Below are 22,863 nucleotides of genomic sequence, written 5' to 3'. Positions count from 1 at the left end.
GCTAGCCCACACTCGTCGAATGCGCACTCCCCTGGTGTGCGTCAGGCGGCCTGCACCGAACCGCGAACGAGGGTGCGCAGGGCCGGGATGCAGGAGCCGCAGTTCGTGCCGCACTTCAGCGTGCCCTGCAGTTGATCGAGCCGAGCCTCCGGGGTTCCGCTGCAGCGCGTCAGGGCGTCCAGGATCTCGGGCTCGGTGACGTTGAAGCAGGAGCACACCTGCTTGCCTCGCGCCACCACCGCCACCGGCGGTTGGGCGCCCGGCCGCAGCAGCGCGCGGCCGTAGGCCTGTGCCGGCAACTCGTCGGTCAGCAGCGCCTTGACCCAGGCCTCGGCGCGGATGTCGCCGCCCAGCACGAAGGCGTCGAGCCGCGCGTTGCCGCCGCCGCCGGCCACCAGCCGCATCGCGCGGCGCTGGCCGCGCTTGGAGTCGGCATAGCGCAGCGCCTGTGGACCGGCCACGCCGAGCAGGCTCTCGATCTGCGTCATCAGCTCGTCGCTCGCCGGCTCCTCGGCCGCGGCGCGGAACAGCACGCCCACCACACCGCGCGCGTGCGGCTCGCGCCCGAAGGGCACGCAGTGCGCGTAGGCGAACGAGGGCATCAGCTCGCGCAACCGTTGTTGCGCCAGCAGAGCCTGGTCCTCGGGCAGCCAGGCGGCGGCCAGCAGCTGCCAGGGCATCTCGGCCTTCAGCAGCTTGACCGCGGCGTGCTTGAGTTCGGGTTGCTTCGATTGCGGACAGTAGGCGCTGGGCATGAGCGCGTTGATGCCGGCCAGCCGCACGCCCGACGGCGAGAGGCCGGAGACGAACTCCTCGCCCCAGTGCATCGCCACGAAGGCCTGCGCCGGCGCGACCGATTCGCTGGCGCGCACCGGCAGCATCATCGAGCCGCGCCGCGAGGTCACGTGCACCAGCGCGCCTTCTTCCCAGCCCCGGCGTGCCAGTTCCTGCGGATGGATCTCGACACCGGGTTCGGCGACGTGACCGAACAGCCGACCCAGCGTGCCGGTGCGGCTCATGCCGTGCCAGTGGTCGCGCAGCCGGCCGGTGGTCAGCGAGACCGGGTAGCGCGCGTCGCGCGGCTCCGCCACCGGCCGATAGGCCATTGCCGCGAAGCGGGCGCGGCCGTCGTCGGTGGCGAACACGCCGTCCTCGTAGAGCCGGGCGCGGCCTTCGCCCTGGCCCTCCGGGCAGGGCCACAGCTGCGGGCCCTGGTCGAGGCGGGCGTAGCTGAGGCCGGTGATGTCGAGGTCGCGTCCGCGCGTGCTCTCGCGGTGCTCGTTCCACACCGACTCAGGGCTCGCGTACGGGAACAGCTTGCCGCCGTCCGCGGCACGGCGCGGCAACCGGCCCTCGAGCCGGCGCGCGAAGTCGACCGCGGCGGCCCAGTCGTGGCGTGTCTCTCCGGGCGCCGACACGGCGGGGCGCACGCGGCTGATGCGACGCTCGCTGTTGGTGACGGTGCCGTCCTTCTCGCCCCAGGTCGTGGCCGGCAGCAGCAGGTCGGCGTAGGCCGCGGTGGCGGTGGTGGCGAAGGCCTCCTGCAGCACGACGAACTCGCAGCGTTCGAGGGCGCGGCGCACCGTCGTCTGGTCGGGCATCGACTGCGCGGGGTTGGTGCAGCTGATCCACAGCGCCTTGATCTCGCCGTCGGCGGCGGCCTGGAACATCTCGACCGCGCTCTTGCCCGGCACGGCGGGCACGTCCGGCACGCCCCACAGCGCGGCGACCTCGTCGCGGTGCTGCGGATTGGCGAGGTCGCGGTGCGCGCTCAGCAGGTTGGCCAGGCCGCCGACCTCGCGGCCACCCATCGCATTGGGCTGGCCAGTCAGCGAGAACGGGCCCGCGCCGGGCTTGCCGATCTGTCCGGTGGCGAGGTGCAGGTTGATCAGCGCGGCGTTCTTGTCGGTGCCGCTGCTGCTCTGGTTGAGGCCCTGGCAGTACAGGCTCAGCGTGGGCGTGTTCTGGCCGAACCAGCGCGCCGCCTGCACGATCGCCGCTTCGTCGAGCCCGCAGACCTGGGCCACGTGCTTGGGCGTGAACTCGCGCACCCGGTCGCGCAGCGCCTCGAAACCGCTGGTGTGCGCGGCGATGTAGGCGGTATCGGTCAGGCCCTCCCACATCAACAGGTGCAGCAGCCCGTGGAACAGCGCCACGTCGGTGCCGGGCAGCAGCGGCAGGTGGAGGTCGGCGACCTCGGCGGTCTCGGTGCGGCGCGGGTCGGCGACGATCAGTTTCATCGCCGGGTTGGCGGCGCGCGCGTCCTCGAGCCGACGGAACAGGATGGGGTGGGCCCAGGCGGTGTTGCTGCCCGCGATGAAGATCGTGTTGGCGTGCTTCAGGTCGTCGTAGCAGGCCGGCGGCGCGTCGGCGCCGAGCGTGGCCTTGTAGCCGGCCACCGCGCTGCTCATGCACAGGCGCGAATTGGTGTCGACGTTGTTGGTGCCGATCAGGCCCTTGGCGATCTTGTTGAAGACGTAGTAGTCCTCGGTCAGCAACTGGCCCGACAGGTAGAAGCCCACCGCGTCCGGCCCGTGCTGCGCGATCACCGCCGCGAAGCGCTCGGCAGCCTCGTCGAGCGCCGCCTCCCAGCCCACCGGCTGGGCAGCCTGGCCGCGCGCGGCGCGCCGCAGCGGACGCAGCAGGCGCGTCTGCTGCGTGATGGCCGCCGAGGCGGTGAGGTGCAGCGTGCTGCCCTTGGTGCACAGGCGGCCGAAGTTCGCCGGGTGCTCCGGATCGCCGCGCACGCCGGTGATCTGCGCGCCCTGCGACTCGATGATCACGCCGCAGCCGACGCCACAGTAGGGGCAGGTGGAGCGGGTTTCGCGCATGGCTCGGGCGTGCCGTCTTTCGTCTCGCGTTGTCAGGCTGCGGCCTTGGCGCAGGGGCCGGCCACCGGCGCGACGGCGTCGAGTGCCTTGCTCGCCAGTTCCGCGGCATCGAGGAACACCTCGCCAGCCTCGACCTTGCAGGCGAACGGCGTCGTGCAGCCTTCGTCTGGCGCCTTGGCGCAACCGTCGGCGAGGCCGATCGTCCAGTTGTGCAGCGGGCAGGCCACGCTCTCGCCGAACACGATACCCTGGCTCAGCGGACCGCCCTTGTGCGGGCAGCGGTCGAGCAGCGCGAACACCTTGTCCTCGCCGTTGCGGAACACCGCCACGGCCACGGCGTTGGCGCGCAGCACGCGGCGCGCGCCCAGCACCGGGATGTCTTCGACACGGCAGATCGTCTTCCAGTCACTCATCATCGGTCTCCTTCGGGCTCAGGCGTTCAGCGCGTCGAACTGGCGTTTGTCGACCTCGGCCTTGTCGAACTCGAACCACGGATCGGGTTCGCCGTCGAGCGCGAACTGCAGCCGCTCCCACAGCGCCTTGCGGCCCTCGGCGTCGTCGAGGATCTTCTTCTTCACGTAGTCGAGCCCGACCCGGTTCACGTAGTGCACCGTGCGCTCGAGATACCAGCCTTCCTCGCGGTAGAGCTGGCAGAAGGCACCGGTGTACTCGAGCACTTCCTCGGGCGTCTTGAGCTTGACGAAGAAGTGCGCCACCTCGGTCTTGATGCCGCCGTTGCCGGCCACGTACATCTCCCAGCCGGAATCGACGCCGATGATGCCGACGTCCTTGATGCCGGCCTCGGCGCAGTTGCGCGGGCAACCCGACACCGCGAACTTCACCTTGTGCGGCGCATACATGCGCCACATCGCACGCTCCAGGTCCTTGCCCATCTGCGTGCTGTCCTGGGTGCCGAAGCGGCACCACTCGCTGCCCACGCAGGTCTTCACCGTGCGCAGCGCCTTCGCGTAGGCATGGCCGCTGGGCATGCCGATGTCCTTCCACACCGCGGGCAGGTCTTCCTTCTTCACGCCCAGCAGGTCGATGCGCTGGCCGCCGGTCACCTTGACGGTCGGGATCTTGTACTTGTCCACGGCATCCGCGAGGCGGCGCAGCTCGGAGGCCGTGGTCTCGCCGCCCCACATGCGCGGGATCACCGAGTAGGTGCCGTCCTTCTGGATGTTGGCGTGGCTGCGTTCGTTGATGAAACGCGACTGCGGATCGTCGCGGGCCTCCTTCGGCCAGGTGCTGATCAGGTAGTAGTTGACGGCCGGCCGGCAGCTCGAGCAGCCGTTCGGGGTGCGCCAGTTCAAGGCGCGATAGACGCCGTCGACCGTCAGCAGCTTGCTGCCGTCGGACGGCACGGTGCGGATGGTCTCGCGCACCTCGGCGTGGCTGTAGTCGGTGCAGCCGCACATCGCCTTCTTGGTGGGGGCGGCCGAGTAGTCGCCGCCGGCGGTGAACATCAGCAACTGCTCGACCAGGCCGGTGCAGGAACCGCAGCTCGCACTGGCCTTGGTGTGCTTCTTCACCTCTTCGAGCGTGAACAGGCCCTTCTCCTTGATGGCCTTGCAGATCGTGCCCTTGTTGACGCCGTTGCAGCCGCAGACCTCGTCGCTGTCGGCCATCGCGGCGGCCTTGCTGTGGCCCTCGTGCCCGGTGTCGCCGATGTTGGACTCGCCGAACATCAGCTTGTCGCGGATGTCGGCGACGCTGCGGCCCTCGCGCAGCAGCTTGAAGTACCAGGAGCCGTCGACGGTGTCGCCGTACAGGCAGGCGCCGACCAGCTTGTCGTCCTTGATGACCAGCTTCTTGTAGACGCCGCCGAAGGGATCGCTCATCACGATCTCCTCGGTGTCGGTGCCGCCCATGAACTCGCCGGCCGAGAACAGGTCGATGCCGGTGACCTTGAGCTTGGTGCTGGTCAGGCTGCCGGTGTAGCGGCCGATGCCGAACTGCGCCAGGTGCGTCGCGCACACCTTGCCCTGCTCGAACAGCGGCGCGACCAGCCCGTAGGCGATGCCGCGGTGCGCGGCGCATTCGCCGACCGAGTAGATGCGCGGGTCGGTCACCGTCTGCAGGGTGTCGGTCACGACGATGCCGCGGTTGCAGTGCAGGCCGGCCTTCTCGGCGAGCTCGGTGTTGGGGCGGATGCCGGCGGCCATCACCACCAGGTCGGCGGGGATCTCCTTGCCGTCCTTGAAGCGCACGGCCATCACACGGCCGTCCTTGTCGCCGATCAATTGCTCGGTCTGCGCGCCGATCAGGAACTTCAGGCCACGATCCTCCAGCGATTTCTGCAGCAGCTTGCCCGCCACGTCGTCGAGCTGGCGCTCCATCAGCCACGGCATGATGTGCACCACGGTGACCTGCATGCCGCGCAGCATCAGGCCGTTGGCGGCCTCCAGGCCCAGCAGGCCGCCGCCGATCACCACAGCATGCCGGTACTTGGTGGCGGTCTCGATCATCGTGTTGGTGTCGGCGATGTCGCGGTAGGCGATCACGCCCTGCAGGTCCTTGCCCGGGACCGGCAGGATGAAGGGGTTGGAGCCGGTCGCGACCAGCAGGCGGTCGTATTCGGCTTCGGTGCCGTCGGAGGCCCGCACGACGCGCTTCACGCGGTCGATCTCGGTGACCTTCTTGCCCAGGTGCAGCGTGATGCCGTGTTCGGCGTACCAGTCGAGCGGGTTGAGGATGATCTCGTCGACCGTCTGCTCTCCCGCCAGCACCGGGCTCAGCAGGATGCGGTTGTAGTTCGGGTGCGGCTCGGCGCCGAACACGGTGATGTCGTAGAGATCGGGCGAGATCTTCAGCAGCTCTTCCAGGGTGCGGACACCGGCCATGCCGTTGCCCACCATCACGAGTTTCATCTTCTTCATGCGCGGATCTCCTTCGACCACAGCTGAGGTTTAGCAATCGGGGTGCCAGCGGCGCGGTGTGCGCGGCGTTCGGCGGCAGAATCGGCGCGCCCCAGCCGCGGCGCACCGCAGCGCCGGGGGAACCAGGACGCCCGCCTTTCATGAGTTTCGACGTCGACATCGGCCATGCCAGCCACAAGGGCCCGCGCGAGCGCAACGAGGACTTCGCCGCGGCGCTGCGCGCGGCGCCGCACGAGGCCGGCCGCGGCCTGATCGCGGCCATTGCCGACGGCGTGTCGGCCGGTGGCCACGGCCTGGTGGCGGCGCAGACGGCGGTGATCTCCCTGGTCAACGACTTCCATGCCGTGCCGGCGACCTGGGAGACCACCGTCGCACTGGACCGCCTGATGGGCGCCCACAATGCCTGGCTGGTCGACCACAACCGCCGCCGCAGTGGCGATGCGTCGGGCCTGACCACGCTGACCACGGTGGTGCTGCGCGGGCACACCTGGACCGTCGCCCATGTCGGCGACACGCGGGCCTGGCTGCTGCGTGGCGGCGAGTGCACCCAGCTCACCCACGACCACGCCTTCGACCACCCGGACCTGCGCAGCCAGCTCACGCGCGCGGTCGGGCTCGACGACAGCCTGCGCATCGACTTCCACCAGGGCGAGCTGCAGGTCGGCGACACGCTGCTGCTCAGCAGCGACGGCGTGCACCAGGTGCTCAAGCGTTCCGCGATGCGCGAGCTGCTGGCCGCCGCTGCGACGGCGCAGCAGGCGAGCGAGCGGCTGGTCGAGGCCGCGCTCGCCGCGGGCGGCCGCGACAACGCCACGGCGCTGGTCGTCCGCGTGCGCGGGCTCGATGCCGGCAGCCTGGACGACGCCCTGCTGCTGGGGCGCCAGCTGCCGATGCCGCCCCGCCTGAAGGTGGGCGACACGCTCGACGGCTACGTGATCACCGCGCTGGTGGCCGACACCGGCGTGCACCGGCTGGTGCAGGCGCGCGATACGGCGACGCGCGAGCTGGTGGCGATCAAGACGCTGCACGAGTCGCGCGCCGGCGATCCGGAGGAGCGCGCGATGCTCGCGCACGAGGCCTGGCTGGGTCGCACCGTCACGGAGCGCGACGGGCAGGGCTTCGTGCGGGTGCGCGAGCCGCGCGACCCGAGCGCCTTCTACGCGGTGTTCGACTGGCACGGCGGCAGCACGCTCGAGCAGATGCTGGGGGCCGGCCAACGCTTCACGGTGGGCGAGGTGGTCGAGGGCGTGCTCGCCGCGGCGCGCGCGCTGGGTCGCCTGCACCGCCAGCGCGTGGTGCATCGCGACGTCAAGCCCGCCAACCTGCACCTGGGCGACGACGGCCAGTGGCGCCTGCTCGACCTGGGCGTGGCGATCTCCGGCCGCGAGCCCGATTCGGTGCGCAGCCTGCATGCCGGCACGCCCAGCTACATGAACCCCGAACAATGGGAAGAGGGGCATGCCGGCGCCGACGCGGCGAGCGACCTCTACGCGCTGGGCGTCACGCTCTACCGCTGGCTGAGCGGCCGGCTGCCGTACGGCGAGATCGAGCCCTTCCAGATCGCGCGCTACCGGCGCGACCCCGTCGCGCCCTCGCGGCTGCGGCCCGAGCTGCCGATCTGGCTGGACCACGTGGTTCTGAAGGCCGTGGCGCGCGACCGCCGGCAACGCTTCGAGACGGCCGAGGAGTTCGTGCTGGCACTGGAGCGCGGCGCGTCCCGCCCGCTCGCTGCGCCGCCGGCGACGCCGCTCGTCGCCCGCGACCCGAGCGCGCTGTGGAAGATCGCCTTCGCGATCTCGCTGCTGTTCAACGCGCTGCTCGTCGTGTGGCTGCTGTTCCTGCCGCGCTGAAGCGGCCCGGCGCACAGCGGTGTCGGGGCGGGGGAGGCTCATGGGGCTGCGCCGGAGATCAGGGCCGCGCGGCCCGGCCCGCCGCGCCGTAGTCGGTCGGTGACGACGCCGCCGTGGCGCGGGCGCGCCCGCCCTTCTCGGCCCAGGTGCGGGTCCAGCGGATCTGCACGCGCCGCAGCATCACCAGCATGACGAGCGCCAGCACCGCGAAGGCGACGAAGCCCCACAGGTAGGTGCCGGCCAGCTGCTTGGATTGTCCCATCGCATTGGGCAGGAAGCCGCCGCCGAGCGCACCGACCTCGCCGATCATCGAGCCGGCCACCGCGGTGGTCATCGGCCAGCGCAGCGGCACCAGCTGGAACAGTGCGCCGTTGCCGGCGCCGAGCGCCGCGAAGCACAGCATGAAGAGCAGGGTGGTGACCGCCACCGAGCCGCCGGCGAAGCCGCACATCACCAGCGTCACGATCACGATCATCAGCACGCCGCTGAGCGTGTTGATGCCGCCGATGCGGTCGGAGATGTAGCCGCCCAGCACGCGCACCGCCGAGCCCATCAGCGTGGCCAGCATCGTCAACTGGCCCGCCTCGATCTTGGTGACGTGGAACTGGTCGTAGAAGTAGGTCGGCAGGAAGCTGGCCAGCCCGATGAAGCCGCCGAAGGTGATGACGTAGATCAGGCTGAAGGCCCAGCCGTCCTTCTCGAACAGGCAGGCGACATGCTCGCGCAGCGTCTGGTGCTCGCGGTCCGGCGGCTCCTTGGCGGCGAACCACATCACCAGCATCGGCAGCAGCATGGTGCAGGCGGCCAGGCCGTAGACGGTGGACCAGCCGAACTGGGCCGCCAGCGGCGGCGCGAACAGCACCGCGAGCACCGTGCCCGAGTTGCCGGCGCCGGCGATGCCCATCGCCAGCCCCTTGTGCTGCGGCGGGAACCAGCCCGAGCCCAGCGACAGCGCGACGCCGAAGCTCGCGCCGGCGATGCCGAGCAGCACGCCCATCGCGAGCACGCCGTCGTAGCTGTCGACGTAGCCGTAGCCGAAGCCCAGCGCGGCGACGATCAGGGCCATCTCGACCATCGCCGCGTTCTTGCGGCCGATGTACTGCGACAGCACGCCGAGCGGGAAGCGCATCAGCGCGCCCGCCAGGATCGGCACCGACACCATGAAGCCCTTCTGGGCCGCGCTGAGCTGGAAGCTTTCGCTGATGAAGGGCGCCATCGCGCCGTTCAGCACCCAGATCGCGAAGCAGAAGTCGAAGTAGAGGAAGGACGCGAGCAGGGTGGGCCAGTGGCCCGAGCGCACGAAGGTCTTGAAATCAGCCATGGCGTGACGTGCCTGCGCTCACGCGCGGCAGCGGTTCGAGTGGGGGAGGCGGGGCGCCGCGATGAAGGCGGCCGACGACGGCGAGCTCATGGTGCTTCTCCAGGGAGAACGGTCGCTCGGCCTCGGAAGGCGAGTGACGAAGGCACGAAGCTGGGCACGTCGGTGTGCACAGGACCGGGCGTGCGGAGCGCCGATCCGGGCGCGTCGCTGCGCCCGCGTTGTGCAGAGCAGCAATCGTGCCAGGCGGAACGCCGGACGGCACGCCGGCTGCTCCATACTGGCGCCCCTGCAGGCCGCGAAGCGCGTCCTCTCCACTGAAAAGGCCCCGTCGTCGCGTGACCTCCGTCCTCCTCGTCCTCGACCCCGATCACGGTGCGCCGTCGCTGGCGGCCGACCTGCGCGCGGCCGGCATTCACGTGCTTGGTGCCTGCCCGTGCGACAAGCTGGTGCAGGAGGCACTTCGGCAGGGACCGGACGTGCTGGTGGTCTGGTCCTCGCACCCGGGCGAGCCGCTGTTCCGTGCCCTGGACATCCTGCGCACGACCCAGGCCGTGCCGGTGCTGGTGTTCAGTGGCGACGCCGGCGTCGAGGCCATGGAGCGAGCCCTGCAGTGCGGCGTGCAGGGCTGGGTGGTGCAGGGCTACGCCGCGGCGCGGCTGCGGCCGTTGCTGCAGCTGGTGCAGGCACGCTTCCGCCATGAGCGCGGGCTGCGCGACGCGCTCGAGGATCTCGGGCACCGCTACGAGGAACGCAAGCTCGTGGACCGGGCCAAGGGCATCCTGATGCTGGCGCGCCAGGTCCCGGAGGAAGAGGCCTTCAGGCTGCTGCGCCAGAGCGCGATGCAGCAGCAGCTGCGCGTCGGTCAGGCGGCCCAGCAGCTGATCGATGCCGCGCAGGACGCGGCCGGAGTCAACCGCTCCGGCCAGTTGCGCATGCTGTCGCAGCGCTTGGTCAAGCTCTATGCGCTGCAGATCGCCGACGGTGAGGCGGAGGCCGGCGCAGCGCAGGTTCTGCAATCGCAGGCGGTCGAGCGCCTGCAGGCCAACCTGGCCCAGCTCGGGCGCCTGCTGTCCAAGCCGACCTTCGGCGACCTGCTGGACGGCGTGCTGGCCGCCTGGCAGCCGATGCACGCGATGCTCGGCGACGCACCGCAGGCCGGGCGCCTGCTCAAGCTCGATGCGCTGGCCGAGGCGTTGCTGCAGTCTGCCGAAACGCTGACCGCCGCGCTCGAGCAGGCCAGCGGCATGCCGCGCCTGCACGTGATCAACCTCGCGGGCCGGCAGCGCATGCTGAGCCAGAGGCTGGCCAAGGAGGTGCTGCTCTCCACGCTGCTGCCCGGCCCGATGGCCGCGCTGGCACGCGAGGCGGCCGAGCGCACCGCGCTCGAGGCCGAGCAGGCGCTGGCCGCCCTGCAGGCCGCGCCGCTGTCGACCCCCGAGATCCGCGCCACGCTGGCCGCAGCGGCGCAGGCCTGGCCGCGGATGCGCGCCGGCATCGACGCCGCCGGCACGCCGGCCGGCCGGCAGCAACTGGCCGAGGCGAGCGACGCGCTGCTCGAGCGCTTCGACCAGCTCACCGGGCAGATCGAGCACAGCATGCAGACGCTGATCGGCTGAGGCGTCGCGTCGACCGGCTCTAGGGGGTTCGACACCCTCAAGCTGGGGGGACGCGCCGGTGGTGCAGGGCTATCATGGTTCGAGCACCATGAGCGTTCCCTTCGAGTCCTCCGCCACCGCGTCGGCCCTCACCGAGGCGCTCGAGCAGCTCGGTCTGCCCGTCTACACGAAGGACGCCGCGGGGCGCTACACACACCTCAATGCGGCGGCGGTGGCGGCACTCGGCGTGCCGGCCGAGGCCTGCGGCCGGACCGATGCCGAGTTGCTCACCGCGCCGACCGCCGGCGCGCTGCGCGCCGCCGACCAGGCTGCGCTGGCCCGGCCCGGCACCAGCGTCAGCGAACACAGCCTCGAGTTCGGCGGCGAGCGCCGCGAGTTCCTCGGTGCGCGCGTGCCGCTCGGTGGTGGGGCGCTGCTGGGCGTCTGGGTCGAACGCAGCGAGCGCACCCGCCTGTCCGGCCAGCTGCAGCAGGCACTGCACCAGCTCGAGGAGCAGCAGCGCGCCAATGAACTGCTGCGCAGCGATGCCGAGAATCGCAACGCGCCGGGCGAGCCGGTGCGCAGCATCGGCCGGCGCGAGCAGTTCGACGACCAGTTGCGCCGCGAGATCGACCTGTCGCTGCGCGAGCACCGCGAATTCGCCGTGGTCTACATCCACGTCGACGCACCGCCCGCCGGCAGCCCGCCCCATGACGAAGCGGGTCGCGAGCGCGTCTTCGAGGCGATGGGACGGCTGCTGCGCAGCAACACTCGCGCGATGGATGCGCCGTGCCGGCTCGAGGGCGAGCGCTTCGCGCTGCTGCTGTCGGGCATGGGCCTGGCCACGGCCCACGCCCGCATGGAAGGGATGCGCCGCCAGTGCGCGACGCAGCTCGTGCCCAAGGGCGGCGCGGCGCTGCGGTTCACCGTGTCGATGGGGCTCGCGAGCTTCCCGCACACCGCGCAGACGCAGGCGGGCCTGCTGCAGGCCGCCGAGACCGCGCTGGCGCAGGCCATGCAGCGCGGCGGCAACCACGTGGCGCTGGCCAGCATCGCATTCGGCGGGGCCGCGGTCGGCTGACCGCAGGGCACGCGCCCGAACGCGGGCTCAGCCCTGCAGGGCGCGCCAGAACATGTAGCCGGCGATGGCGTAGAGCAGCAACGCGAACACGCGCCGCAACTGCTGCACATCGAGCGCGTGCGCGGCGCGCGCGCCGAGCGGGGCCGTCATCACGCTGGCGGTCGACACCACCAGCAGCGCCGGCAGGTAGAGGAAGCCGAGCGTGCCGGGTGGCAGGCCGTGCAGGTTCCAGCCGGCGATCAGGTAGCCGGCGGTGCCGGCCAGCGCGATCGGCACGCCGAGCGCGGCCGAGGTCGCCACCGCGTTGTGGATCGGCACGTTGCACCAGGTCATGAAGGGCACCGACATGAAGGCCCCGCCGGCGCCGACCAGCGCCGACACCGCGCCGATGCCGCTGCCGATGCCGAACAGGCCGGGCGCCGTCGGCAACTGCCGCGTCGGCTTGGGCTTGCCGCCGCGCAGCATCTGTGTCGCCGAGAAGCCGACGAACAGCGCGAACAGCCCGGCGAGCAGCGCCGACGGCAGGGCCTTCGCGATCTGCGCCCCCAGCAGCGACCCCAGCACGATGCCCGGCGCGAGGCGGCGCACGATGTCCCAGCGCACCGCACCGCGCGCATGGTGGGCGCGCACCGAGGACAGCGAGGTGAAACAGATCGTCGCGAGCGAGGTGGCGATCGCCACCTTCACGATCAGCTCGGACGGAAAGCCCTTCAGCGTCAGCAACAACGTGATGAAGGGCACCAGCACCATGCCGCCGCCGACGCCCAGCATCCCGGCCAGGAAGCCGGCACCGGCCCCCAGCAGCAACAGCTCGACGACCAGCGGCCAGGCCAGCAGCATCAGGCCGGCGGCAGCAGCGCGAGCACGGCGCGCCACTCGGCGGGCGTGACCGGCGTGATCGAGAGGCGGTTGCCTCGCTGCAGCACGCGCATCGTCGCGAGCGAGGGCGCGGCGCGCATCTCGGCCAGCGTCAGCAGCGGCGTCTTGCGCACCAGCTTCACGTCGACGCCGAACCAGCGCGGCGCCTCGGGCTTCGAGGCCGGGTCGTGGTACGGGCTGGCGGGGTCGAACTGGGTGGCGTCGGTCTGTGCGGTCGATGCCACTTCGGCGAGCCCGGCGATGCCCGGCTGCGGGCACGACGAGTGATAGAACAGCACGCCGTCGCCGGGCCGGAAGTCGTCGCGCATGAAATTGCGCGCCTGGTAGTTGCGCACGCCGGTCCACGGCAGCGTCTGGCGCGGCGCGCGCGCCAGATCGTCGATCGAACACTCGTCCGGCTCGGACTTCATCAGCCAGTACGCCATGGCGGCAGCGGGTCGCGGGTGAAGAACAAAAGGGGGGAAAGGTGTCCGCCGCGAGCCGGGAGTCGCATTCCTGAACCCAGGGGAGTTCAGGTGGGCGAGGTCAACGAAGCTTCGGGTTCATCTGACGCGAGACGATCACGCCCGCTTCGCAATGTTCCAAGCCCGGGCTCATATGAGCATCGGTTCAAGGAAATATAAAACTCCCGCGAACGCGACGGACGAGATCAGTGTACGCCGTCGACGCTGACGCCTCGGCGCCTCAGAGCAATTGACCGTCGCGCCCGAGGGTCTCGTCGATGCGCGCGATCAGCGCGCCGACATCGACGCCGTGCGCAGGGTCCGCCGCGGCGTCCTTGGCGCTCCGCGCCGGTGCGGCGGTCACCAGCGGCCGCTCGGCCAGCTGGTAGGCGAGGTTGAGCGCGGCGAGCACCGCGATGCGCTCGCGGGCGCGCACCTTGCCGGCGTCGCGGATCGCGCACATCTCCTGGTCCACGTTGCCCACTGCCTCGAGCAGGGCCCGCTCGCCGCCGTCGGGGCAGCCGAGGATGTAGCTCTGGCCCATGATGGTGACTTCGAGCTGCTTCATTCGGCGGTCTTTCCGGTCTCTTGGCCGGCCGGGGCGGCCGGATCGCCGGCCGGCAGGCGGTCCAGCAGCGCCTCCACGCGCTGGCGGGCGGCGGCCAGGCGCGAGCGCAGCGAGTCGCGTTCGGCGTTGACGCCGGCCAGCTGTTCCAGCGTCAGGGCGTGCGTGCGCTGCAGTTCCTGGTGCCGCAGCAGCAGCCGCTCCACGCGCTCGGCCAGTTCTTCGATCGTCGCCATGCCTCTCCTCACTGCACGCAACGATTGTAGGGGGAGGCTCGGGTCACGCTTACACTGCGCGCTGTTGGTGCTCGTGCCGGCGTTCACGCCGGTGCAGTTAAACGGGAAGCAGAGGAGGGGGACCCACCGGGTGCCTCTTCAGCCTGCGCTGCCCCCGCAACGGTCAGCGGACGAAGCCAGAACGCCTCCTGCGTTCACGCTTCCGCTCTTGCGCACATGCCACTGGAGTCTTCGGCTCTGGGAAGGTCGCGAGGGTCGTTCCGCCAGCCCGGATACCGGCCAACGGGAGGCGTGCTGCGCAAGCGGCGCGTCATGAGGTGGGCGCCCGCGGGGAAGCTGGCGCGCACGATTTCATCGTTGGTCATTCCATGATTGCCACTTCCATCGAGGCCTCCGCGCCTCGCACTCCTGCTCGCCTCGGGACGCTGCCGCATGCGCCGTTGTTGATGCTGTCGCTGCTGGGCTTCGCCAGCGGTATCGCGAGCGCGCAATCCGCGCCCGCCATCGAGGCCGGCAAGCTGCCGCCGGTACTGGTCACGGCCAGCCGCTTCAGCGAGGACGCTGCGACGCTGCCGTTCGGCGTCAGCGTGCTCACCGCCAAGGACATCGCCGACTCCGGCGTGTCCACGGTGAACGAGGCCGTGATGAAGCTGCTCGGCGTCCCCGGACGGCTCGACCTCTACGGCGGCGGCGACTACGCGCTCGATCTGCGAGGCTTCGGCACCACGTCCGACAACAACCAGGTCGTGATCCTCGACGGCATCCGCATCAACGAGGGCGACCTCGGCGGCACGCGGCTGGCCGGCATCCCGATCAACTCCGTCGAGCGCATCGAGGTGCTGCGCGGCAGCGGTACGGTGCTGTACGGTGAGGGCGCCACCGGCGGGGTCATCGTCATCACGACCAAGGCGGGGCGCGGCGCCAGCCGCAGCAACCAGGCCAGCGTATACGCGGCCGCCGGCAGCGACCACCTGCGCGACCTGCGCGCCGACGCCACGCTCGAGGCCGGCGGCTTCTCGCTCGACGCGGCGGCCAACCGCCGCACGACGGACAACCACCGCGACAACTTCCGTTCGGAGGTGGAAGGCGCTTCGCTCACCGGCCAGTGGCGCAACGACTGGCTGCGTGTCGGCGTGCGGCATGCCTACGACGACCTCGACACCGGGCTGCCGGGCTCGCTGACCGCGGCGCAGTACGCCGCGGACCCGAGCCAGACGAACACGCCGAACGACCATGCCGACATCCGCAACACGCGCAGCGGCGTGTTCGCCGAGGCCGATCTCGGCGGTGACTGGCAGCTCGGCCTCGATGCCGGCTGGCGCGACAAGGAACTGCGCAGCCGCAATGGCGCCTTCGCGTACGACTACGACGTCGACGCGAAGAGCTATTCGTTGCGGGTGCGCAACCGCACGCAGTTCGCGTCGGTCGTCAACGCCGTCGTGTTCGGCGTCGACCGCAGCGAGTGGGAACGCACCGTGCTGGGCGCGTTCGGCTCGGTGGCCGAACAGTCCTCGACGGGCTTCTATCTGAAGGACGATCTCACGCTGAGCGGGGGCACCCGTTTCAGCGCCGGCGTGCGCACCGAGCGCATCGAGAAGGATGTCAGCAGCTCGGTGGATCGCATCGACGACCGTCAGCGTGCCTGGGAACTGGGCGTGTTGCAGCCGCTGTCCGAGAACAGCGCGGTCTACGGCCGCGTCGGCCGCAGCTTTCGCCTCGCCAATGTCGACGAGTTCAGCTTCACCAACCCGACCGTGCCGTTGCAGCCGCAGACCTCGCGCGACGTCGAGCTCGGCGTGCGCTGGCGCGCCGCCGGCAGCAGCGCCGAGCTGCGCGCCTACCGCAGCTCCCTGAAGAACGAGATCGGCTACGACCCGAACGGTGTCGGACCGTTCGGACCGTTCGGCGCCAACGTCAACTTCGACCCGACGCGCCGCCAGGGCCTCGAGCTCGAACTGGCCCAGGCGCTGACCGAGGCGGTGAACCTGCGCGTCAACGGCGCCCTGCGGCGGGCCCGCTTCACCGCGGGACCGTACGACGGCCAGGACGTGCCGCTGACGCCCGAGCGCACGCTGTCGCTGCGGGCCGACTGGACGCCCGCGCCGGCGCACAAGCTCGACGCGATCGTGAACTACGTGTCCTCGCAGAGCCCGGACTTCGCCAACGTCTGCAGCATCCCCGGTCGCACCACCGCCGACCTGCGCTACGCCTATCGGTGGACCCAGGCGGAGTTCGCGCTCGGCGTGGTCAACTTGACGGACCGCAAGTACTACACGCAGGCCTTCGGGTGCACAGCCGGCGGCGAGACGACCTCGATCTATCCGGAGGCGGGGCGCACCGTCGCGGCGTCGGTCAAGGTCAGCTTCTGACGGGAGGGGCATGGGCGAGCGCAGCAGTCATCCGGCGGGCAGCGGGACCGGCGAGTTGATCCTCGGCGGCCAGCGCAGCGGCAAGTCGCGCTGCGCCGAGTCGCGCGCGGCCGACTGGCTGGCACTGCCCGGCCGCTCGGCCGTGCTGCTGGCCACTGCGCTGGCGGGCGACGACGAGATGCACTCGCGCATCGCGCGCCACCGGCACGACCGCGCCGCGCGCGGGCCCGGCCTCGAGACCGACGAGGTGCCGCGCGAACTGGCCGCCGCCGTGCGGCGCCACAGCGAGCCGGGTCGGATGGTGCTGGTCGATTGCCTGAGCCTGTGGCTCACCAACCTGCGCATGCCGCTGCACGGCGAGGCCGTCGCCGATGCCGAACTCGACCGGCACGTCGGCGGCCTGTGCGACGCGCTGCAGTCGGCGCGCGGCCCGGTGGTGCTGGTGTCCAACGAGATCGGCCTCGGGCTGTCGCCGCTGGGGGCCGAGGCGCGTCGCTTCGTCGACGACCTCGGCCGCCTGCATCAGTCAGTGGCAGCCCAGTGCGCGCGGGTCACGCTGTTGGTCGCCGGCATCGAAGTGCCGGTCAAGCGGGCGGCGCGATGAGCTGGTCGGCGATACGGAGGTGCTGCGGCCTCTCGCTGCTGTTCGCCTTCGGGCTGCACACCGCCGCGGCGGCAGCGCCGATCGTGCTGCGCGACGACCGCGGCGCCACGCTCACGCTGGCCGCACCGCCGCAGCGCATCGTGACCCTGCTGCCTTCGCTGACCGAGAGCGTGTGCGCGCTCGGTGGCTGCGCACGGGTGGTCGGCACCGACCGCTTCTCCAACTGGCCGGCCGGCGTCGGCGCGCTGCCCAAGTTGGGCGGACTCGAGGACGCCCAGATCGAGGCCATCGTCGCGCTCAAGCCCGACGTGGTGCTGCTCGCGACCTCCGACCGCGTGATCGAGCGGCTGGAGGCTCTGGGCCTCAAGTTGATGGTGCTGGAGGCGCGCGACCATGCCGGCGTGCAGCGCGCGCTGCACGCCGTGGCGCAACTGCTCGGCACGCCCGCCGCGGCCGGGCCGCTGTGGTCGACCATCGAGCAGCAGCTCGCCGCCGCCGCCGCGCGGGTGCCGGCCGCGCTGCGCGGTCGGCGCGTCTATTTCGAGGTCGATGCCACGCCGTACGCCGCGGGCAGCGGCTCCTTCATCGGCGAGACCTTGCTGCGGCTCGGCCTGGGCAACATCGTGTCGCCGGCCCTGGGGCCGTTTCCGCGCCTCAACCCCGAGTACGTGCTGCGCGCGCAGCCCGACATCGTGATGGCGCTGCAGCGCAACCTGGCCGAGATGCCGGGGCGTCCGGGCTGGGCCTCGCTGCAGGCGCTGCAGCGGCGGCAGACCTGCGGCTTCGCGAGCGCGCCCTACGACGTGCTGGTGCGCCCCGGCCCGCGCATGGGTGAAGCTGCGTTGTTGCTGGCCGACTGCCTGGCCGCGTTGCCGGCGTCGGCGGCGAGTGCCAATCCGGGCGCGGGAAGCCGATGACGCACGCCGAACTCGCTTCGCGTCGCCGCCAGCTCGCCGTCGGGCTGGCGGTGTTGAGCACGCTGCTGTTCGTCGCCGGCCTGATGGCCGGCAGCGAAGGCTGGTCGGTCGCGTCGCTGTGGGGCCCGGATGCCGGCCTGATCGTCGGCGAGATCCGCGCGCCGCGCACGCTCGGTGCCTGGCTGGTCGGCGCGTTGCTCGGCCTGGCCGGCGCGGTGGCGCAAGGCCTGTTCCGCAACCCGCTGGCCGACCCGTACCTGCTCGGCTCGGCCTCCGGCGCCTCGCTGTGCGTGGTGCTGGTGCTGGCCGGCAGCGCGCTCGCCGGACACGGCGTCAGCCTCGCGGCGGCCGACCTGCTGGCGCGCGCCGGCCTCGTGCTGGCCGCCTTCGCCGGCGCGCTGGGCGGCGTGCTGCTGACCCTGCTGCTGTCGCGCGGTGCCCAGCACACGGTGCGGCTGCTGCTGGCCGGTGTGGTGGTGGGCGTGGTGCTCGGTGCGTTCGGCGATCTGGCCACGATGGTGGCGCCCGACGCGCTGCGCGGCAAGCAGGCCTTCATGCTCGGCAGCACCGGTTTCCTGGGCTGGACCAGCGTCGGATTGCTGGCCGTCGGCCTGGCGCTGACGCTGCCGCTGGCGTGGCGGCTGGCACGCGTACTCGACGCGCTGACGCTCGGTGTCGACAGCGCCGTGAGCCTGGGCCTCGCGCTGCCGAAGCTGCGCATGGTGCTGGTGACGGTGCTGGCACTGGCGACCGGGCTCGCGGTGTCGCAGGCCGGGCTGGTGGCCTTCGTCGGACTGGTGTCGCCGCACCTGGTGCGGCGTTTCGTGCCGGCGACGCAGAGCTTCACGCTGGTGGCCAGCGCCGCCGCCGGCGGCAGCCTGCTGCTCGCGGCCGACGTGCTGGCGCGTAGCCTGATCGCGCCGCAGGAGTTGCCGGTCGGCGTGCTGACCGCGGTGCTGGGCGGCGGCTACCTGCTGTGGCTGCTGCACCGCCGGGGGGTGGCATGACGGCGCGCGTCGCGCAGGGCGATGGTGAGCAGGGCATGGTCCTGCGCGCCGATGGCCTGCGGGTCGCGCTGGGCGCTCACCCGGTGCTGCACGACCTGTCGCTGCGTCTGACGCCGGGCTGGACCGCCATCGTCGGCCCCAACGGCGCCGGCAAGTCCACACTGCTGCGCACGCTGGCCGGGCTGTTGACGCCCGCGCGCGGCAACGTGTGGCTGCAGGACCGGCGTCTGGCCGAATGGCCGGCGCGCGAGCGTGCGCAGCGCATCGCCTGGCTGGCGCAGCAGGGCGATACCAGCGGCGACCTCACGGCGCGCGAGACGGTGCAGCTCGGCCGCCTGCCGCAGCTCGGCCTGTTCGCGCTGGCGGGGCCGGCCGACGAGGCGATCGTCGACGAGGCCATGGCCGCCACCGAATGCAGTGCCTGGCAGCACGCCCGCCTGCACGAGCTGTCGGGCGGCGAACGCCAGCGCGTGCTGCTGGCGCGAGCGCTGGCGGTGCGTGCGCCGGTGCTGCTGCTCGACGAGCCAACCACCCACCTCGACCCGCCGCACCAGGTGGCGCTGGTGCGCCTGCTGCGCCGGCTGGCGCGCAGCCACACGGTGGTCAGCGTGCTGCACGACCTGCCGCTGGCACTGCAGGCCGACCGGCTGGTGGTGCTGCAGGCCGGGCGGCTGCGCGCCGAGGGATCGCACGACGATCCGGCGCTGCACGGCGCGCTGGTCGACGTGTTCGACGGCGCGCTGCGCGTCGAGCCGCTGCCGGGCGCCGGGGGCGTGCAGCGCTACATCACCGTGCCTCACCTGCCGACGGAGCAGGAGTCTTGATGGACGCAGACGCTTCCGTGCCGGTGTCGATCGCATCGCTGTTCGCTGCGCCGGCCGCGCCCTGCCTCGCGCTGGCGCTGCCGCTCGCCTGGGCGCTCGACGCTGTCTTCGGCGAACCGCGCAACGCCTGGCACCCGGTGGCCTGGATGGGCCGTGCGCTGGCGCCGGTCGGCCGCTGGCTCGTGGCCCGGCCGCCGGCGCCGGCCTTCGCTGGCGGGGCCTCGGTGTGGCTGCTGCTGGCTGCCGGGCTGGGGCTCGCCGGCGCGGCGCTGCAATCGGGGCTGTCGGCGACACCTGCCTGGCTGGCGGTGCCGCTGCTCGCGCTGGCGCTGAAGCCGATGTTCGCGTGGCGCATGCTGCGCGACGATGTGGCTGCCGTCGAACGGAGCCTGGCGCTCGGCATCGACGCCGGCCGCGCGCAAGTGGCTCGGCTGGTGAGCCGCGACACCCGTCACTTCGATGCCGATACGGTGCGCGAATCCGCGATCGAGACGCTGGCCGAGAACCTGAACGATTCGGTGGTCGCGCCGCTGTTCTGGTTCGCGCTGTTCGGGCTGCCCGGCGCCGTGATCTACCGGCTGGCCAACACGCTCGACGCGATGTGGGGCTACCGCGGCCGCTGGGAATGGGCAGGCAAGTGGGCGGCGCGCGCCGACGACCTGTTGTCGTGGCTGCCGGCACGCCTGACCGCGCTGCTGCTGTGCCCTGTCTCATCATGGCCGGCACTGCGCATGGAGGCGGCCCGCACGCCATCACCCAACGGCGGCTGGCCGATGGCAGCGATGGCGCTGCGGCTCGGCGTGCGCCTGCGCAAGCCAGACGTGTATGCGCTCAACGAGCGGGCGCCGTCGCCGGATGCGGACCGGCTCGCGCAGGGCCTGCGCCACGCGACGGTCGCCGCGTGGGTCGCGATGGCGCTGGCCACACTCTCGTGGGCCGGGCGTTCATGAGCACACTGCACGGCGGACCCGACGCGCTGGGCGTGCCGCGCTGGGATTTCTCGACCAACGCGAACGCCTGCGGCCCCGCGCCCGCGGCCTGGCGTGCGGTGCAGGTGGCCGATGCCACGCGCTATCCCGACCCCGGCTACGAGGCACTGCGCGAGGCGTTGGCCGCGCTGCACGGCGTGGCATCGCAGCGCATCGTGCTGGCCGGCAGCGCCAGCGAGTTCATCGTGCGGCTCAGTCTGTCTGTGGCGCAGCAGGCCCCCGGTGCCGCGGTGTACGCGCCGCGGCCGGGCTATGGCGATTACGCAGCAGCGGCGCGCGCCGCCGGCCTTCCGATGGCGGCATCGCCGCACCACGCGGCCCTGATCTGGCACACCGAGCCGGGCAGTCCGGAGGGGCGCTCGTCGCCGCTGCCCGAAGGTCTGCCGGGGGTGCTGCGGGTGGTGGACTGCGCCTACGCGCCGCTGCGCCTGCACGGCGAGGCGCCGCCGCTGCAGGCCGATGCCTGGACGCTGTGGTCGCCGAACAAGGCGCTGGGCCTGACCGGCGTGCGCGGTGCCTATGCGGTGGCGCCCGAGGCTGCGCTCCACGACGACGCGCTGCGCTCTCGCGTGGAGGCGCTCGCGCCGTCATGGGTGCTCGGTGCGCACGCGGTGGCGATGCTCGACGCGTGGACGCAGCACGAGACGCAGCAGTGGGTGCGCGACAGCCTCGCGACGCTGCGGCACTGGAAGGCGGCGCAACTGGCCGGTTGCACCGCGCTCGGCTGGGCCTGCGAGCCGAGCGACACGCCGTTCTTCGTGGCCCGCTGGCCCGACGCGCTGCCGCCGCCCGCGCAGCTGCTGCCACGCCTGCGCGAGCGCGGTCTGAAGCTGCGCGACGCGGCCTCGCTGGGCCGGCCGGGGGCCGTGCGTCTGAGCGTGCAGCCGCTGGCTGCCCAGCAGGCCCTGGCGGCGCTGTGGCGAGAGCTCGTCGTGCCGCAGGCGCTGGCGGGCGAGGGCCGGCGATGACAGCGCGCGCCGTCATGGTGCTCGGCACCACCAGCGGGGCGGGCAAGAGCTGGCTGGCGACGGCGCTGTGCCGCTGGTACGCGCGCCAGGGCCTGAAGGTCGCGCCCTTCAAGGCGCAGAACATGAGCAACAACGCGCGTGTCGTACCGGGGGTCGACGGTCGGCTCGGCGAGATCGGCAGCGCGCAGTACTTCCAGGCGCTGGCCGCCCGGCAGTCGCCGGACGTGCGCATGAACCCGGTGCTGCTCAAGCCCGAGAACGACACCGCCAGCCAGGTGGTCGTGCTCGGCGAGGTGCGCGCCGACCTGGCGGCCGTGCCGTGGCGCGAGCGCAGCGAGCGGCTGTGGCCGTTCGCACAGGACGCACTGCAGTCGCTGATGGCGGAGAACGACGTGGTGGTGATCGAGGGTGCGGGTTCGCCGGCCGAGATCAACCTGCATGCCAGCGACTACGTCAACATGCGCACCGCGCAGGCTGCGCAGGCGGCCTGCCTGCTGGTCAGCGACATCGACCGCGGTGGCGCGTTCGCCCACCTCTACGGCACCCACCAGCTGCTGCCGGCCGAAGAACGCGCGCTGCTGCGCTGCTATGTGCTGAACCGCTTTCGCGGTGACGCGCGGTTGCTCGAACCGGGCCCACAGCAGCTGATGGCGCTGACCGGCGTGCCGACGCTCGCGGTGCTGCCGCTGTGGCGTGGCCACGGCCTGCCCGAAGAGGACGGCCTGCACGACGAGGGCCTGCCCTGGCAGCGCGGCGACGGCGAGGCGGCGGCCAGCCTGCGCATCGCCGTCGTCGCCTACCCGCGCATCAGCAACCTCGACGAGTTCCAGCCGCTGCGCCAGTTGCGCGGCGTGCAGCTGCGCTGGGCGCGCAGCGCGGCCGAGCTGGCGGGCGCCGACTGGATCGTGCTGCCCGGCTCCAAGCACACCAGCAGCGACCTGGCCTGGCTGCGCGAGCAGGGCATCGATGCGGTGCTGGCCCGGCACGCCGCCGCGCGCCGACCCGTGCTGGGCCTGTGTGGCGGCCTGCAGATGCTGGGCGAGGCGCTGGTCGACCCGCACGGCGTGGAAGGCGAGCACGGCGAGGGCAACGCACCGGGGCTCGGCCTGCTGCCGCTGGTCACCGCCTTCGAGCCCGACAAGCTGCTGCGCCGCACCGAGGCCTGTTTCGGCGGCGTGAGCGACGAATGGAGCATGCTGCGCGACGTGCACTTCGGCGGCTACGAGATCCGGCATGGCCGCAGCGTGCAGCACCCGGCGCTGCCGGCTGCGACGGTGGCGCTGTGCAATGCCGAGGGCGAGGCCATTGGTTGGCAACAGGGCAGCGTGCTGGGCCTCTACGCGCACGGCCTGTTCGAATCCACCGAGGTGCTGCGCGCGCTGTTCGGCGCGCGCGTGCGCGGCCTCGAGGCCGTGTTCGACGGGCTCGCCGATTTCATCGACCGGCATTTCGAGCCGGGCGCGTTGATGCGGCTGCTGGCCGAGCCCGAACCCCGGAAGGATTGA

Annotated in this window: 19 protein-coding genes, 1 other RNA gene and 1 riboswitch; of the genes, 11 read left to right on the top strand and 9 right to left on the bottom strand. The window is 71.9% G+C overall.

Annotation, left to right across the window (positions count from 1 at the left end; translation table 11 throughout):
• Positions 1–41 precede the first annotated feature (41 nt).
• Genes ASC67_RS19580 through nirB form a run of 3 tightly spaced genes read right to left on the bottom strand, consistent with a single transcriptional unit; the run spans position 42 to position 5,710 of the window.
• Positions 42–2,831: a nitrate reductase gene (locus ASC67_RS19580; protein WP_056326206.1), complete on the bottom strand. Its 2,790-nt coding sequence runs from the start codon at positions 2,829–2,831 to the stop codon at positions 42–44.
• Positions 2,832–2,863: 32 nt separating this feature from the next.
• On the bottom strand, positions 2,864–3,244 hold the full coding sequence (nirD, locus tag ASC67_RS19575; protein ID WP_056326576.1) for a nitrite reductase small subunit NirD: 381 nt from the start codon (positions 3,242–3,244) through the stop codon (positions 2,864–2,866).
• An 18-nt stretch (positions 3,245–3,262) separates the two neighbouring features.
• Positions 3,263–5,710, bottom strand: coding sequence for a nitrite reductase large subunit NirB (gene nirB, locus ASC67_RS19570; protein ID WP_056326201.1), 2,448 nt, complete (start codon positions 5,708–5,710; stop codon positions 3,263–3,265).
• A gap of 140 nt (positions 5,711–5,850) precedes the next feature.
• On the opposite strand from nirB, the gene ASC67_RS19565 reads away from it, so the two are divergent.
• Positions 5,851–7,560, top strand: a complete 1,710-nt coding sequence (locus ASC67_RS19565; protein WP_056326197.1) for a bifunctional protein-serine/threonine kinase/phosphatase — start codon at positions 5,851–5,853, stop codon at positions 7,558–7,560.
• Positions 7,561–7,618: 58 nt separating this feature from the next.
• Here the strand turns inward: ASC67_RS19565 and ASC67_RS19560 are convergent, their stop codons facing one another.
• Complete coding sequence (locus ASC67_RS19560) at positions 7,619–8,881, bottom strand: nitrate/nitrite transporter (RefSeq protein WP_056326192.1); 1,263 nt, start codon at positions 8,879–8,881, stop codon at positions 7,619–7,621.
• Between the two features lie 335 nt (positions 8,882–9,216).
• Between ASC67_RS19560 and ASC67_RS19555 the strand changes: the two genes are divergently transcribed.
• Together ASC67_RS19555 and ASC67_RS19550 are read left to right on the top strand one after the other, a co-directional pair.
• Positions 9,217–10,497 (top strand): type IV pili methyl-accepting chemotaxis transducer N-terminal domain-containing protein, encoded by a 1,281-nt coding sequence (locus tag ASC67_RS19555; protein ID WP_056326187.1) that lies wholly within the window; start codon positions 9,217–9,219, stop codon positions 10,495–10,497.
• Between the two features lie 88 nt (positions 10,498–10,585).
• Positions 10,586–11,557 (top strand): sensor domain-containing diguanylate cyclase, encoded by a 972-nt coding sequence (locus ASC67_RS19550; protein WP_056326182.1) that lies wholly within the window; start codon positions 10,586–10,588, stop codon positions 11,555–11,557.
• A gap of 27 nt (positions 11,558–11,584) precedes the next feature.
• Here ASC67_RS19550 and ASC67_RS19545 read toward each other — a convergent pair whose 3' ends face one another.
• The 5 genes from ASC67_RS19545 to ASC67_RS19530 all read right to left on the bottom strand — a co-directional run bounded on the left by ASC67_RS19545 (position 11,585) and on the right by ASC67_RS19530 (position 13,680).
• On the bottom strand, positions 11,585–12,397 hold the full coding sequence (locus ASC67_RS19545) for a sulfite exporter TauE/SafE family protein (protein WP_056326573.1): 813 nt from the start codon (positions 12,395–12,397) through the stop codon (positions 11,585–11,587).
• The gene (locus tag ASC67_RS19540) at positions 12,397–12,861 is read right to left on the bottom strand and encodes an EVE domain-containing protein (RefSeq protein ID WP_056326176.1); all 465 of its coding nucleotides are present in this window, start codon (positions 12,859–12,861) and stop codon (positions 12,397–12,399) included. Before ASC67_RS19540 ends, ASC67_RS19545 begins: the two co-directional genes overlap by 1 nt.
• A 38-nt stretch (positions 12,862–12,899) precedes the next feature.
• Positions 12,900–13,085: non-coding RNA, 6S RNA (gene ssrS / locus ASC67_RS20400), on the bottom strand.
• A gap of 35 nt (positions 13,086–13,120) precedes the next feature.
• The gene (locus ASC67_RS19535) at positions 13,121–13,447 is read right to left on the bottom strand and encodes a cell division protein ZapA (protein WP_056326173.1); all 327 of its coding nucleotides are present in this window, start codon (positions 13,445–13,447) and stop codon (positions 13,121–13,123) included.
• Positions 13,444–13,680: a hypothetical protein gene (locus ASC67_RS19530; protein ID WP_056326167.1), complete on the bottom strand. Its 237-nt coding sequence runs from the start codon at positions 13,678–13,680 to the stop codon at positions 13,444–13,446. Before ASC67_RS19530 ends, ASC67_RS19535 begins: the two co-directional genes overlap by 4 nt.
• A gap of 48 nt (positions 13,681–13,728) precedes the next feature.
• Positions 13,729–13,979: riboswitch (cobalamin riboswitch) on the top strand.
• 69 nt (positions 13,980–14,048) lie between these two features.
• On the opposite strand from ASC67_RS19530, the gene ASC67_RS19525 reads away from it, so the two are divergent.
• Genes ASC67_RS19525 through ASC67_RS19490 form a run of 8 tightly spaced genes read left to right on the top strand, consistent with a single transcriptional unit; the run spans position 14,049 to position 22,863 of the window.
• On the top strand, positions 14,049–16,049 hold the full coding sequence (locus ASC67_RS19525; protein WP_056326164.1) for a TonB-dependent receptor: 2,001 nt from the start codon (positions 14,049–14,051) through the stop codon (positions 16,047–16,049).
• Positions 16,050–16,059: 10 nt separating this feature from the next.
• Positions 16,060–16,653 (top strand): bifunctional adenosylcobinamide kinase/adenosylcobinamide-phosphate guanylyltransferase, encoded by a 594-nt coding sequence (locus ASC67_RS19520; protein WP_056326161.1) that lies wholly within the window; start codon positions 16,060–16,062, stop codon positions 16,651–16,653.
• The gene (locus ASC67_RS19515; protein ID WP_056326158.1) at positions 16,650–17,570 is read left to right on the top strand and encodes an ABC transporter substrate-binding protein; all 921 of its coding nucleotides are present in this window, start codon (positions 16,650–16,652) and stop codon (positions 17,568–17,570) included. The genes ASC67_RS19520 and ASC67_RS19515 overlap by 4 nt, the downstream gene beginning before the upstream one ends.
• Positions 17,567–18,577, top strand: a complete 1,011-nt coding sequence (locus ASC67_RS19510; RefSeq protein ID WP_056326153.1) for an iron ABC transporter permease — start codon at positions 17,567–17,569, stop codon at positions 18,575–18,577. The genes ASC67_RS19515 and ASC67_RS19510 overlap by 4 nt, the downstream gene beginning before the upstream one ends.
• On the top strand, positions 18,574–19,401 hold the full coding sequence (locus tag ASC67_RS19505; RefSeq protein ID WP_235566398.1) for an ABC transporter ATP-binding protein: 828 nt from the start codon (positions 18,574–18,576) through the stop codon (positions 19,399–19,401). The genes ASC67_RS19510 and ASC67_RS19505 overlap by 4 nt, the downstream gene beginning before the upstream one ends.
• Positions 19,401–20,351, top strand: a complete 951-nt coding sequence (cbiB, locus tag ASC67_RS19500) for an adenosylcobinamide-phosphate synthase CbiB (protein WP_082536135.1) — start codon at positions 19,401–19,403, stop codon at positions 20,349–20,351. The genes ASC67_RS19505 and cbiB overlap by 1 nt, the downstream gene beginning before the upstream one ends.
• A complete protein-coding gene (locus ASC67_RS19495) occupies positions 20,348–21,358 on the top strand; it encodes an aminotransferase class I/II-fold pyridoxal phosphate-dependent enzyme (RefSeq protein WP_056326150.1) in 1,011 nt (336 codons plus the stop codon). The genes cbiB and ASC67_RS19495 overlap by 4 nt, the downstream gene beginning before the upstream one ends.
• Positions 21,355–22,863 (top strand): cobyric acid synthase, encoded by a 1,509-nt coding sequence (locus ASC67_RS19490; protein WP_056326147.1) that lies wholly within the window; start codon positions 21,355–21,357, stop codon positions 22,861–22,863. Before ASC67_RS19495 ends, ASC67_RS19490 begins: the two co-directional genes overlap by 4 nt.

The organism is Methylibium sp. Root1272, assembly GCF_001425905.1.
Lineage (GTDB): Bacteria > Pseudomonadota > Gammaproteobacteria > Burkholderiales > Burkholderiaceae_C > Methylibium.
This window is presented reverse-complemented; position numbering and strand designations above follow the sequence as displayed.